The following is a 14,280-nucleotide window of genomic DNA, read 5'->3' on the forward strand; positions in this document are numbered from 1 at the left end:
ATGTTATTCAAAATATATCAACTGAAATCGCTTTTAAACAAGCTTCGTGCGCATTTATAAGCGATTTTGCCTCTTCCTTCGACAATGCTTGTTCGCTTTGTGCCAACATAACTAGATCAGCGAATGCTTTATCGTAGCAATATCCTTTATCATTTTTTTGCCATTGACTAAATTTAATACGTATAGGTAATGTCGCTTTATATTTAAGATATGCTTGTTCAACTAACGCCACAGCACTATTTGATTGTACCGAACATAAATGACTTACGCGTTCTCGGGCGCTTTTATCATTTAATATGCTTTTGCTCAAATCAGTTACCATATAATCTGATGGACCCTTAGCACCATGCCCAAACATATAACAAGCCCGCTTCATTATTTGCGCTACAAACCTGTTAGTAAAATTTTCTATAAAGTCATTTAATGCATCAAAACCCGCTTTTAAGTGATATGCAATGGCATAATTCACCGCTTTCATATCACCTTGCTGCCGGCCATCATGTTCATATTTTTTTAATACACATGAGGCTAAATATAAATGGCTAAGCACATCACCTAATCGAGCAGAAAGCATTTCTTTGCGCTTAAGTTCACCTCCCAATTTGAGCATGGCGACATCAGCGCACACACTAAGACAGACACTGAGCCAATTGAGCTTTTTATAATACACTTGAGTTGGACCAGAGATACCAACAGGTATACCATGACCTCTTGATAGCCCCAACCATACCACCTTAATAATGTTAATTGAGGTATGCTGAATATGCGCCATTAATAATTTATCAAAGTCTCGAACACACGCCGTGCCTTCGCTTTGTTGAATGAGTTTTATTTCTTTAAAAATATAAGGATGGCATCGCGTGGCACCTTGTCCAAAAATCATCAGGTTACGTGTCAAAATATTAGCACCCTCAACCGTGATGGAAATTGGAATCCCTGTATAGTTGTTTGCTAAGTAATTATTAGGCCCCTTTTGAATACCTTTACCGCCATGAATATCTAATGCATCATTCATAACAATGCGCGACATTTCTGTTAAATGATACTTGGCGATAGCAGTAATAACTGCAGGACTTTTATTCATATCAATGGCTTGTGCCGTGGTTTGCCGACACGCTTCAATACTGTAGGTGAAACCCACAATGCGCGCTAAGCTCTCCTGTACACCTTCAAACTCGGCAATAGGATGACCAAATTGCTCTCTTATTTGACTATAAGCAGAGGTTGTTCGCGTGCACAAATGTGCAGTACCAGCACTGAGTGCAGGTAGAGAAATTCCTCGTCCCGCACTTAAACATGACACTAACATACGCCAACCTTTACCTATCCCTGCCCGACCTCCAATAACCCACTCTAACGGAATGAACACATGTTTACCTTGCGTAGTACCATTCATAAACCCTTGATCAAGCGGGTTATGCCTTGGTCCAGTTTTAACGCCTTCGTGACTTGTAGGAATAAGCGCACAGGTAATACCCAGAGCTTGCTTATTACCAAGTAAACAATCAGGGTCATAGGCTTTAAATGCTAAACCAAGTACATTTGCCACTGGCGCCAATGTAATATAACGCTTTGACCATGTGAGCTCTATACCTAATACTTCCTCACCATTGTAGGCTTTTTTACATATCACTCCAAAGTCGCTAATAGCTCCGGCATCAGAGCCAGCCTCAAGAGCAGTCAATGCAAAGCATGGCAAAGCATCGCCAGAGGCAAGCTTTGGTAACCAATTCTGCTGTTGCTCTGGTGTACCATAATGTAGTAATAACTCAGCAGGCCCTAAACTATTAGGTACCATCACAGTCACGGCCGTTGATAAGCTTTTGCTTGCAATTTTTGCGACTATCGTAGAATTAGCTTGCGCGCTAAATTCCCTACCGCCAAATTTTTTAGGAATAATAAAAGCAAAAAAGCCATTTTCTTTTAGATATGCCCACACAGCTTCGGGTAGATCCTTATTATGCCTGATTTGCTGTTCATCAAGCATTGATAACAATCTGTCTAACTCATTATCTATAAATGCCTGTTCTTCATTATTGAGTTTCGGAGTATCTATTTGATGCCACTTCTGCCAATCAGGCCGCCCCGAAAACAACTGCGAATCCCACCAAGTGTCTCCAGCTTCCATTGCTTCTTGCTCTGTTTGAGTTAACTTTGGCAGGGCGCGTTTAAAATAACGCATAACAGGTAGCGTAATTAGTCTATAACGGATTGACTGTATTAAAAAAACAATACAAATTAACACGATAATTAACACAATAATGCTCATACAGGCCTCCAATTGGTAACATTTTAAGTATGCTTAAAAATCACACAAACTCAATTTATATAGGTGATTGGTCTAACAATATTTGTCCCCTAACATGAGCACTGTTATTATCCGGCTTACATATAACAACAAGCGATAATAAAATGAAACCGATATTTAAACTAAGCTTAGGTGCGTGCATCGTTGCCTCGGCTCTATCCTTATCTGGTTGTAATGCCACTTCTACTTCAACAAGTCAAACTCCTACAAAGCAAGATGCTGAACAGTTTCTAACTGATGCGCAAAAAACGTTAGAAAATTTAAGTATTCGCGGCAATAGAGCACAGTGGATTTATGCTAATTTTGTTACCGAAGATACCGCAGCACTAGCGGCTAGTGTAGGTCAAGAAGCAACGGATACCGTAGTACGCTTAGCCAGTGAAGCTGCTCGCTTTGATGAGTTAGAGCTTAGCGAAGATACGCGCAGAAAAATGGATAAACTTAAGCTATCTTTGACTATGGCTGCGCCACAAGATGCTGAAAAATCTGCGCAGCTCGCTGCCTTACTTGCTGAACTTGATGGCCTATATGCCAAAGGAAAATACTGTAAAGATGGTAAAAACTGCCAAAGCTTAGGTGAATTAACGAGCAAAATGGCGACTAGCCGTGACTACGATGAGCTTCTTGATACTTGGCAAGGTTGGCGCCAGACTTCAAAGCCAATGCGCCCTTTATTTAAAGAACAAGTCGTTCTAGCAAATGAAGGTGCTAAAGAGCTGGGTTATAAAGACACTGGTGCTATGTGGCGTAGTAAATATGATATGCCAGCAGATGACTTTGCCAAAGAGCTAGACCGACTCTGGGGTCAAGTTAAGCCACTTTACAATTCACTTCATTGTCATGTACGAGCAAAACTTGGTGAAAAATACGGTGAAGATAAAGTGCCACAAGATAAAGCTATTCCAGCGCACCTGCTAGGTAATATGTGGGCACAACAATGGGGCAATATTTATGATGTTGTTGCTCCTGAAAATGCAGACCCTGGTTATGATGTTACTGAGTTACTTGAAAAAAATAACTACTCCGAAATGGATATGGTTAAAGGAGCTGAAAAGTTCTTCACCTCAATGGGTTTCGCGCCACTACCTGAAACGTTCTATCAACGCTCATTATTCCTGAAACCACAAGATCGTGACGTACAATGTCATGCATCAGCTTGGAACTTAGATAACCAAGATGATATTCGCATCAAAATGTGCATTCAGCGTACAGGCGAAGAATTTTCTACAATTCACCATGAGTTAGGTCATAACTTTTATCAACGTGCTTACAAAACTCAGCCTATTTTCTATCAAGACAGTGCCAACGACGGTTTTCATGAAGCGATTGGTGACACTGTTGCACTATCAGTAACTCCCGGCTATTTAAAAAAAATTGGTTTACTTGAGCAAGTGCCTGATGAGTCAAAAGACATTGGCTTATTAATGCGAATGGCTTTGGATAAAGTTGCGTTTATTCCATTTGGCCTGCTCGTTGACCAATGGCGCTGGAAAGTCTTCTCTGGTGAAATTTCTCCTGAGCAATATAACCAAGCATGGTGGGATTTAAGAGAAAAGTATCAAGGTGTCCAAGCACCAATCAAACGTACAGAAGCTGACTTTGATGCGGGCGCAAAATACCATGTGCCAGGCAACGTCCCTTATACGCGTTACTTCTTAGCGCATATTCTACAATTTGACTTCCACCGTTCATTGTGCGAAACAGCAGGTAATAAAGAAGCGATTCACCGTTGTTCAATCTATAATTCTAAAAAAGCGGGTGAAGAGCTTAATGCGATGCTAGAGATGGGAAGTAGCCGCCCTTGGCAAGAAGCCCTTGAAAAAGTAACAGGTAAACAGCAAATGGATGCAACTGCTATCTTGGATTACTTTGCTCCACTACAAGCGTATTTAGACGAGCAAAACAAAGGTCGTCAATGTGGTTGGTAATGTGCTAATACTCTAAATGTAACAAACAGCCATACTCTGAAACATATTTACAGTTTATATCCTGCTTTATACACGTTATTGTGTATTCAAAGGAGACCTTATGAATACACACAGAGTATGGCAATTAGCCCTTTTTGAGCTGACTCGCCTTTTCGCCACAAAACGTGGCTTACTTGCTATAGCAGCTTTTGCTATGGTCTGGTTAATGATTTTGCACTACCCCATTGGCCATGCAGTCCCATTTTTAAGTAGCCCACAATTTTCTGAAGTTGCACATGAACTTGCAGGTAACATCGGGTTAAAAAAGCTAGTTAGCTGGCCCCAAGCCGAACTTGCTATATATTGGCTTATCGCTTTATATAGCTTCCCACTTTTTGCATTGTTTGTCTGTTCAGATCAAACTGTCGGTGACAGACAACGTGGTACACTACGATTTTTAAGCCTGCGTTGTACCAGAGATGAAATATTATGTGGCCGATTTTTAGGCCAACTTATTATTTTGATCAGCTTGATAACATTAACAGCACTTGCAACCCTCAGTGTTATGAGCTACCGCAACCCTGATTTAACATTTTCTGGCTTATCACTTACTCTCGTGCTTATTTTACAGTTAAGTATTGTCGTCATGCCATTTATAGCCCTGATGGCATTGCTAAATCTAATTTGCCATTCGTCTCGTCTATCCATTGTGCTTGCAATATTATTATTCACATTAGGTAATGCACTACTTTCTTTTATAACTGGCTACTTACCATTTCTTGAATTATTGTTTTATGTTTTCCCAGGCGTTCAGTTACTTGACATTGCATCTCAAGACTCGGTTTCTTTAACTCTTTGGCTTATTCCTTTCTTACAAACTGGCGCTTTACTCATAACGGGCATCGCTGTATTTAGGAGTCGTGCGTTATGAGTACTATAGTTGAAGTAAATCGACTATCAAAATCATTTGGTAGTAAACAGGCACTTAGTAATGTTAGCTTTACTATTGAGTCTGGCAGTACAACTGCATTAGTCGGACCCAACGGTGCTGGAAAGACGACCCTATTTAGTGTCTTGTGTGGTTATTTAAGGCCAAACTCGGGTTCGGTAAAAATTTTAGATAAACCACTTGGCCATCCTAGCTTATTTGGTAAATTAACCGCGCTACCACAAGATGCGATGTTAGACCCAAGATTTTCAATTCAAAAACAGCTATGTTTTTACGGGGTCTTACAAGGATTAAACAAAATTGAAGCCCTAAAAGACACAACGCGTGTGCTCGAGCTAGTTGGCCTAAGCGATAACCATAACTCACAAATAAATGAGTTATCTCATGGAATGAGGAAACGTGTTTGCATTGCTCAAGCATTACTAGGCAAACCACAAATCGTCTTACTTGATGAGGCTACCGCAGGGTTAGACCCGTTAAATGCACGAGAAATTCGCTCGCTGATTTCGTCGTTAAGCGATGAGGTCAGCTTTATTCTAAGCTCCCATGATTTAGCTGAGCTGGAACGTTTATGTAGCCATGTATTGTACTTAGACAAAGGTGTTTTAAGTGCCCACAACCGCAATGAACAAATTGGTAGTAGCAAATACATTACATTGCAATTGCATGAACAATATAAAGATGCAAAAGAGTTATTAAAACAACTCAGTGGTGTGCTACACATATCTCAAAGTCAAAACAAAGAATTTATTATCGAATACCAATCATGCTTTGAACAATTTGATATACACTTGCTTAAGTACTGCTATAAACATAACTGGCAGTATCGTCAGGTGGTCAACGGCCATACTCTTGAGAATCAACTATTCCAGAAGGATTAAATAATGGGACTATTGAGCGGCATTTTAGGAAACGCCAGTGAAGTAGATAATGAGAAACTCGATGAACTACTTAATGATACATTAATCGAGGGCGAGCGCATTGAAAAAGCATACCAAGTAATTCGTGATATGTTTGTTTTTTCCAACAAACGATTGCTCCTCATTGATAAACAAGGTGTAACCGGTTCAAAAGTTGAAATACTAAGTATTCCTTATAATAAAATCACTAAGTATAGCAAGGAAAGTGCTGGCCATTTTGACTTAGATTCCGAGCTAAAAATTTGGGTTGGCTCAGACCCTACCCCTATTACCAAAGAGTTCAAAGCAGGTGACAATATTAACGAGGTATACCGAATTATCAGCACATATGCGCTGTAATAACAATGCACTTGGAAAATAACCAAGTGCATTTTATTATTCTATCGCTTAAAACTAAAAGCGTGCATTATTCAACTTTGACCAAAGTGACATACTCACTTTTTCGACTGCAGCACTGACACCTAAACCAACTTTTTCAGATAGCGTTTTTTTACTACGATAGCTGACTTTATAGAGTTGATGTGTTTTGTCTAAAGACATTAAAACATCATCACTGGTATTTATTTCATCAACCAAATTAAATGTTTTCGCGTGTGTAGCAAACCAATGCTCACCCGTTGCCACCTGTGAGATATCAAGCTGCTGTCTATGCTCAGCGACAAATGACTTAAATAAACCATGGGTATGCTCAATTTCTGCTTTAAATTTTTCACGCCCTTTGTCTGTATTTTCGCCAAACATGGTCAACGTACGTTTGTACTCACCTGCTGTAACTTGCTCAAAATCAACATCATTCTTTTTTAAGATTTTATGAAAATTAGGGACTTGTGCAATTACACCAATTGACCCGACGATTGCAAACGGTGCTGCAATTATTTTATCAGCAACACAAGCCATCATATAACCGCCACTGGCTGCAATTTTATCAATGCAAACTGTCAATGGTAAACCATATTGTTTAACCCGATTAAGTTGCGAAGCCGCAAGACCATAGCCGTGTACCACCCCTCCGCCGCTTTCAAGATTAACCAGTACTTGATCTTTACTCTGATCAGCAATGTTTAAAACTGCACTGATCTCTTCACGTAAATTTTTTACTTCATGTGCATCCATACTACCAGAAAAATCCACAACAAATACACGCCCCTCAGGCTCTATATTCTCTTGCTTCTTTTGCGCTTTACGGTGTGCTTTTAGCGCTTTTTTATCTAGCGCTTGCTCAATAAAACGCACTTTCGCGTCTGCCATTTGTTCCGATAAATCTTTGAGTTCGATTTCTCCAGACTCACCTTTTGGTTTGTGACTCGCACCCACAATCAGCGCAATGATTGCACCGACCGCCAATACAATAGTAATTGCTTTAGCTAAAAACAAACCATATTCAAATAAAAATGCCAACCTTGACTCCTGAGATATTATGCCAATTATTATTAAGTAAATGCTCAGATATTGTCACAGAAAATGCTTTAGAAACAAGGTGAAAATTTCGCTATGTAGTTATTCAACACAAGTGATTTTTAACACAAGTTAATGAGCCATTTCGTAGCCTCAAATGAACACACTTTTAATAAAATTGGGATTGCTGTAAATCATAAAAAAAGCCGCTTTAAAGCGGCTTTCAATAGTGAAGCAATTAAAATTAATTAGCAATAACCGCAGGGTTAGTAATTTGTAAATATAACCCTTGTGACTTTAAGAAAGACACAATCTGAGTTTGCATTTCAACCGCTGCCATTGCATGTCCTTGAGCTGTACCACCAGCGTTTTCTCTAAATGAAGTTGTTACAACTGAACCATGATTACCTTGGCTGAAGTTAACAACATAACTCATCGGTGTTTGTGAAGTTTGAGTTTCTGAGACAGTTTGAAGTCCCATCATACGAGCCAATGGTGTGCTACCCGAAAGTGGGTTAGTTGTTGTTGGCGCAATAACAGTATCTGCTTTATTACCATCAACACCACCTGTCACAACACTCATATAAATTGGTGTTTGTACGGCCTGCACTAAAGATGCATAGTTAAGTGGGTCGCCACTATCAAGCGCGGTTTGTGCTGCAAAGACAAACTGCTGAATAATGCCTTTAATCTCAGCCAGTGATTGAGTATCACCGGTACTGCTCAAGTGCGCGACATAATGCGTAAAGGCACAAGGCGCAACAGCCGATAAATACACAGGATTTTGTGGATTAACCTCAATACCATCGGGGACAGAACATTGAGAAGCAGCATCAGTGGCAATAAACGTCACAAATGCCTTTGTCGCTAAGTTGTTAGCTGCAAGAAGAACTGAGCCTTGAACAAATGGGCCAAATTCTTCAGACTCAGCTAAAAAGCTCGCAATGCCGCTACCACCGCTTGCCAGTGCAGCACTTTGTACTTTAAACAGTGGGTCTACTTGCGGGTCAAGCGGTAAGTTTGCATGAGCAATAAAGCTAGGTGCAACAACAGAGCCTAGTGAGTGACCAACAAAACTAACTTGTGTAGGATTTAAGCCCATTGCCGGGTTAACAAAATTTAAACCTAAACGAAGCCCCAACAAGTCTACCGATGACTGACGTAAATTATCACGCGCCGCCAATAACGATGTTAAGTTCATATATGACAGTACAGACCCTTTACCATCTGTGGCGTTAAAGTCATCTATGCCATCACCATCAATGTCTAAACCTCGCTCGCCATGCATTGGATGGTCAATAGCAACCGTTGCGAAACCTTGCGAGCTAAGTGCTAAAGTTAGACCAAGCATCGCTTCTTTTGTGGTAGTAATACCATGTTGCAAAATCACCACTGGCCAACCTGTTGCCGGCATTTCAATACCTAACAGCTGCGGGATAGGTTTGGTAACTTGCACGGGTACATTTGCCAACCATTGCACTTGAGGAATAGTATTATATTTTGTTAAGAAACGTGTGCTATCTAAACCAAAATCACGTAGCACGCCACCAGACATAGCCGCACATGCTGCATCATTAGTATCCGCTTGAGGCGCAGGTAGTGTGCCACCAATAGCCGCTTTGTAACCTTGAACCATCACCGCGCTATCACACTGAGCGCGCCAATACGTATCTGCAGCGCTGCTGATTTCTTTCGTTGCTGGCTTGGATGAGTACATAGGTAGTTGAATACTACCACGCATATATTGCACAGCTTGAAATGGTGCGCGTGTTGCTGGATCAGGAATAACAGCAGCTAATGCGTCAGATACCGTCATCATAGGTTGCTCAGGTAAAACCAACTTAGGGTTTGAACCTGTAGCCAAACTACCTGCCATTAACTTTTTAATTGTGCCAACAACTTGACCTACAGATTGCATTGTTGCTGCGGCTGTGTAAATAATATTTTCTTTGCTTAGAGCGCCTTCAGACGTGACTGCATTTTCGTAGCTTTTAATAACGGCTTGCAGCGCAAGTTGCGTGTCTGTTACCAACGGCGCTTCTTGGCGTAGCAAAGTATAAGTTGAAGAAGATTGGACAGCACGACCATCGCTCATTTTTAACGAGTCAGTTAAAACCGTAATATAGGTTTTACCCGCTTTAAATGGCTTAAGTGGCTGAATGGCAATACCATTTTTTGAACCATTCAATGCCGAAACAAAGTCACCAGTTAATCCATTGGTTAATTCACCCACAACACGGCATGCAATACCAGCAGGTACTTGCTTGCATTGTTCATCACTTTGATCTGCCCCCATGACCACTTCAAAAATACGAACGGCAGTTGGGTCACTCGCTGATTGCTCACTAATTGCATATCCAGATGGCACATCCAAATTGATAACGTAAGGCATTTGCGTAGACCAACCATCCAACGCACCTAGTGATAGCGAAGGTGAGGCATAATTAGCTCTTGCTAATGCAGCATTGCCATTTTCATCAAGTTCACCAGGGAAATTAAGCGTACCATCTTTTGTACCATTAAGTAGTAAATCATTTGGTACTGAAATTACACTATTGGATGGGTCAAACTTAACACTTGCCAAAGGTAATACAGGGGTAGAGTCTTTTTTGACATCTTCTAATGTTTCACCGCCACCACAGCCAACGAGGACTGAAGAAACCGCGAGTGAGAGTAGCATTTTTTTCATTTTATAGGCTCCGACATAATCTTATTATTATTGTGTTCTAATTCGTTAAAACTATGTAATTGTGTTTTTAATAAGACATTAGACCAGTTAAAGTTAACGTAAAGTGTAGCCTTTCGCCACCTATATTTACAATAAATTCGATAACTTGTGTTAAAATGCCCGAAAATTACCAGTTGAGGTTAAAAATGCACTATTATAAAGCCCCGGCAAACGCCCTACAAAACAAAACAATTTTAATAACCGGTGCTGGTGACGGTATCGGTAGAGTGGCAGCACTCACCTACGCAGAATACGGCGCTACCGTTATTTTACTAGGAAAAACAACTCAAAAACTAGAATGTGTATACGATGAAATCGTCAACGCAGGTTACCCTCAACCCGCTATTGTGCCACTTGATATGCGTGGGGCAACAAAGCAAAACTATCGTGATTTAGCTGCTACGATTGAACAGCAATTCGGAAAATTAGACGGTTTACTCAACAATGCCTCGATTTTAGGCTCATTAGGGCCTTTAGAGCATTTTTGTGTTTCGACATTTGAAAATATTATGAAAGTTAATGTTACCGCCCAAGCAATGATCACTAAGTACCTGTTTCCGCTATTACGTAAAGCCCCTCACGCTTCTGTGGTATTTACTTCATCAGGCGTTGGCCGTAAAGGTCGTGAATTTTGGGGACCTTATGCAATTTCTAAGTTTGCCACCGAAGGTATGATGCAAACTTGGGCTCAAGAAGTAGGTAAGACAAATATACGCATTAACTGTATTAACCCAGGTGCTACCCGAACCAGTATGCGCGCGTCGGCATTTCCTGGCGAAGACAAAGACAGCTTAAAAACGCCTGAACAGCTTATGTCAGCCTATTTATATTTGATGAGTGATGATTCACAAAAAGTAAATGGTCAGTCGATTGATGCACAACCTAAATAAGCGTTAAACATCTACAAGGGAAAGTGAATTTTGCACTCTCCCTTGTGCTTTGCTGTGAACTACTTAGCATCGATAACTATTAGTCTGAATAGGTGACCACGTAGCTAGTGATTCTTGATAATCCACTCTCTTCTACTTCTGGCAAAGAGCAGCTCAAAAGTCCCCTGCCTGCATTATTATAATCCGATAGCATGAAATCAACCATAGTTAGATAGTTAATCCCATCATGAGCATGCTCTGACCTCTCCAACGTTATGATTGAGTTTCTTCCTCTTGATAAAAGGTAATTATGCACCTCGCTCCATGAATACTCTTCTTTCTAAGTAGGTACATATTCACACCAACTTCTATAATGTCTTTTCCCTTTTTAACAGAAATATTGCAATAAAGTTGGTCATAATTACCCGTTCTATTTTCCACAATACCACTTGCATACACCACCTCAGCATGATCTGACTTAACGTGGCAGTTAGCAGAGCTGAAAACAACAGTTTCGGCAAAAGTAAATGGTGCAGTGGTCAACAATGCCGCAGCGTATACATATTTTTTCATGAACCCTTCTCAAATCAATTTACCTAAAACAGAACTGCTATAATCATCCCTAAAAAGATCGTCAAACCCTAAAAGCCTCTTTATATAAAACCAACAACACATAAGCATTTGTTCTTATAAAAGAATAGCATTAGAATCATGCCCTTTAGAACAACTCGACGCTAGCTTGTCGATTGGTAAGGATAATTGTGGCAAATTTTGAAACTCATTTTAAAGCATCGGTTGTCACCAGTGCTGCTGTTTGTTCCGTAATGCTGGCGGCTTCACTAACAGCACCGACTGAAGCTCTGTTACTCTTTGTTATTGGTAGCCTTGCAGGATTGCTACCCGATTTGGATGCTGATAAGTCTCGCTCACTCAACAGTTTGTTTTCTCTTTTTGCCCTATGTATAGGAATTTGTCTGCCCATCATCATAAAGTTCAGCTCTCTCAGTGCTATATGGGTTTGTGCGTTGGCTGTTTATTTGGCTTTCATGTATATACTAAAGCCCTTATTTGAAAGCTTTACTATTCATCGAGGAGCAAGTCATTCTTTGTTATGCGTGGTCATGGTCGCTTTATTGAGTGTCAATTTAGCGTTACTGGCCGGTAAGGCAATGAATACTGCGCTGCTTTTGTCAGTATCAGTCAGTGTGGGTATGCTGACTCATTTGATCTTAGATGAATGTTATAGTGTAGATATGAATAATAATAAAATTAAAGCGTCTTTTGGTAGTGCGTTAAAGCCCATAGCAATTAATTCACCTATCGCAAGTCTGCTTCAGCTTGCCGTGATTGTAGTATGTATTTACGCACTTAAAGATCATTATCACGCTCTCGAAAACACTGTTACTGGGTGGCAACTACAACTCACTAAGTTACCTTTGCTACCTGAGTCTGATGTACTTCAACGCTGGTTATAAATGTGGATATCAGGCTGTCAAATGACAGCCTGTATTATCAGTGGTATTACCAAACAATTCGGTACTTAACCGAAAACGTGCGACCACGATCAGGGATTGAACTCGTGTTATTGCCATTTCGCTGTAGTTGGCTATAAGCTGGGAAATACTGATTATTAAATTAGTTTTCAACACCCACTGTCACTGTACATTTTTCCAGCTCAAGTTGTGAATTGCAATCCACTAGCGTATAGCTTTGTACATCTCTTCTATTAAAGGCATTTTTTCCTTGTATACGGTAATCTTTGCCACCGCTTCGCATTAGCGTTAAGTTAGTATGGCAATTGCTTGTAATATCGTAATTCAACTGAGCGGTAAGTTTACTTGGCGCAATACTAAAGCCATTCATTGCTTGAAATTGCTCAGCACTTTGCGCTTTTTCGTCACCATTGACTTTGCTGTAACTAAGTTCTGCGCTCAAAGTCTTATTAATATCCCATGATGATGTTACTTCAAAGCCATCAATTTCAACTTCATTACGACTAACAGACAGCCCCATGCCTTCACTTTTAACACGCCCTAAGTCCGATGTTGAAACAAAGTAAGCTGCACTAAAGTCAACTGCACCAAGCTCACCACGCCAACTAATCTATTTGTCTTGTGATTCAATTGGTTTTAATGATGATTGGCTTAAATCAAATTGACTGGTGCATAACGGATCTGCAGTCCAATATCTGGTAATTCATAGCCTTCATTAAAGGCAATATATACCGTATGATTGTTAGTTATATCGTACGTCAGGCCAACACTGTATAACGTTGAGTCGTAGTCATCACGGCTACCAGAGATTGCAATAGCTTGACCTAAAGTAGTGAAATCATCAATTTTCTCTGCTCTTAATCCCCCTTCTAAGCCAAGCTGTTCGGTAATGCTAAAGCGTGCTTGTACAAATGCAGCTAATGTACGATGGCTGATCTCAGGTACAAATGCTTTATCACCGGTTTCTTTAAATACTAAAAAGCCACTATTATCGTACACTTGACCATCATAGATACAAATTTATTAAAAAACGGCGATAGCATGTTCAATTTATTCAGATTTTTAAAATAAAAAAGCAATATCTTAATTTGCCAATTAAACTATATGATCAAAATATCGTTTAGTTCTTCGCCTACTTTAAGGATTAGTAATGTCAAAAGTGCTTATTGCATTAGTCATTGGCGGATTTGTTGGAATAATTATTGGAACATGGCTTGGCTTTTCACTTAACATCGGCCGTGATAGACGCTGTGAATTTAACGAAGCTATTGAGCCTATTCGAACTGCTTTAATGAAAGGAGAAGATATATCTGAGCAAGATATCAGCATAGTCATAGCCAAATTAGGTAAAGATGGCAAAGCCATTCTCAACACTTATAGAAAAGTCTATCAGCCCAAAATGCATATGGCAGATGTGTTACTTAGAAAAGATATTTACGGCAAAGCAAAGTGTACTAGAGAAGAATACGAGCAATCTAAAAAGCTTAAAAAAGATGCCATGGCCAGCTTACTGACAAAATGTAAACACCGTTAAGTGTAAAAGGTTAACGACACACTTCACCTTACGCAAATTGTCGTGATAGCGAACGCAGTGAGTACGTTTCCTTTGCGCAAGGTGAAGTAAGTGTAAAAGGTTAGCGACATGAGCGAAGCGAATACGCTCTTTTTACGCAAGGTGCAATGAGCTATTTTAACAACCGCTGAGGGAATA

13 protein-coding genes are annotated in these 14,280 nt (G+C 40.1%); 7 read left to right on the forward strand and 6 right to left on the reverse strand.

Translation table 11 applies throughout. From position 1 onward, the window contains the following. Window positions 1-7 precede the first annotated feature (7 nt). Complete coding sequence (locus OCI93_RS11515) at window positions 8-2,269, reverse strand: acyl-CoA dehydrogenase (RefSeq protein ID WP_261595405.1); 2,262 nt, start codon at window positions 2,267-2,269, stop codon at window positions 8-10. A 143-nt stretch (window positions 2,270-2,412) separates the two neighbouring features. Here OCI93_RS11515 and OCI93_RS11520 point away from each other — a divergent pair, with 143 nt between their 5' ends. From OCI93_RS11520 to OCI93_RS11535, 4 genes are all read left to right on the forward strand, one after another. Continuing rightward, a complete protein-coding gene (locus OCI93_RS11520) occupies window positions 2,413-4,236 on the forward strand; it encodes a M2 family metallopeptidase (protein WP_261626456.1) in 1,824 nt (607 codons plus the stop codon). Between the two features lie 100 nt (window positions 4,237-4,336). Continuing rightward, the gene (locus tag OCI93_RS11525) at window positions 4,337-5,146 is read left to right on the forward strand and encodes an ABC transporter permease subunit (protein WP_261626457.1); all 810 of its coding nucleotides are present in this window, start codon (window positions 4,337-4,339) and stop codon (window positions 5,144-5,146) included. Next, window positions 5,143-6,045: an ABC transporter ATP-binding protein gene (locus OCI93_RS11530; protein WP_261626458.1), complete on the forward strand. Its 903-nt coding sequence runs from the start codon at window positions 5,143-5,145 to the stop codon at window positions 6,043-6,045. The genes OCI93_RS11525 and OCI93_RS11530 overlap by 4 nt, the downstream gene beginning before the upstream one ends. 3 nt (window positions 6,046-6,048) lie before the next feature. Next, window positions 6,049-6,423 carry a PH domain-containing protein gene (locus tag OCI93_RS11535; protein WP_261595409.1) on the forward strand — a complete coding sequence of 125 codons (375 nt, stop codon included), beginning with the start codon at window positions 6,049-6,051 and terminating at the stop codon, window positions 6,421-6,423. Between the two features lie 54 nt (window positions 6,424-6,477). Here OCI93_RS11535 and sohB read toward each other — a convergent pair whose 3' ends face one another. Both sohB and OCI93_RS11545 read right to left on the reverse strand, forming a co-directional pair. Beyond that, window positions 6,478-7,482 carry a protease SohB gene (gene sohB, locus OCI93_RS11540; RefSeq protein ID WP_261626459.1) on the reverse strand — a complete coding sequence of 335 codons (1,005 nt, stop codon included), beginning with the start codon at window positions 7,480-7,482 and terminating at the stop codon, window positions 6,478-6,480. Window positions 7,483-7,723: 241 nt separating this feature from the next. Then, a complete protein-coding gene (locus tag OCI93_RS11545; protein WP_261595411.1) occupies window positions 7,724-10,168 on the reverse strand; it encodes a VolA/Pla-1 family phospholipase in 2,445 nt (814 codons plus the stop codon). Window positions 10,169-10,353: 185 nt separating this feature from the next. Here OCI93_RS11545 and OCI93_RS11550 point away from each other — a divergent pair, with 185 nt between their 5' ends. Beyond that, a complete protein-coding gene (locus OCI93_RS11550; RefSeq protein WP_261626460.1) occupies window positions 10,354-11,097 on the forward strand; it encodes a YciK family oxidoreductase in 744 nt (247 codons plus the stop codon). 252 nt (window positions 11,098-11,349) lie between these two features. On the opposite strand, the gene OCI93_RS11555 is transcribed toward OCI93_RS11550, so the two are convergent. After that, window positions 11,350-11,649 (reverse strand): hypothetical protein, encoded by a 300-nt coding sequence (locus OCI93_RS11555; protein ID WP_261626461.1) that lies wholly within the window; start codon window positions 11,647-11,649, stop codon window positions 11,350-11,352. 188 nt (window positions 11,650-11,837) lie between these two features. On the opposite strand from OCI93_RS11555, the gene OCI93_RS11560 reads away from it, so the two are divergent. Then, window positions 11,838-12,551: a metal-dependent hydrolase gene (locus OCI93_RS11560; RefSeq protein WP_261595414.1), complete on the forward strand. Its 714-nt coding sequence runs from the start codon at window positions 11,838-11,840 to the stop codon at window positions 12,549-12,551. 160 nt (window positions 12,552-12,711) lie between these two features. Here the strand turns inward: OCI93_RS11560 and OCI93_RS11565 are convergent, their stop codons facing one another. After that, window positions 12,712-13,089: a TonB-dependent receptor gene (locus OCI93_RS11565; protein ID WP_261595415.1), complete on the reverse strand. Its 378-nt coding sequence runs from the start codon at window positions 13,087-13,089 to the stop codon at window positions 12,712-12,714. Window positions 13,090-13,220: 131 nt separating this feature from the next. Next, entirely contained in the window at window positions 13,221-13,568 is a 348-nt protein-coding gene (locus OCI93_RS11570; protein WP_261595416.1) for a TonB-dependent receptor domain-containing protein, read from the reverse strand. A gap of 151 nt (window positions 13,569-13,719) precedes the next feature. Between OCI93_RS11570 and OCI93_RS11575 the strand changes: the two genes are divergently transcribed. Beyond that, window positions 13,720-14,103, forward strand: a complete 384-nt coding sequence (locus OCI93_RS11575) for a hypothetical protein (protein WP_261595417.1) — start codon at window positions 13,720-13,722, stop codon at window positions 14,101-14,103. The last annotated feature ends 177 nt before the right edge of the window (window positions 14,104-14,280 follow it).

Origin of the sequence: Pseudoalteromonas holothuriae (assembly GCF_945859825.1) — a bacterium.
GTDB lineage: Bacteria > Pseudomonadota > Gammaproteobacteria > Enterobacterales > Alteromonadaceae > Pseudoalteromonas > Pseudoalteromonas holothuriae.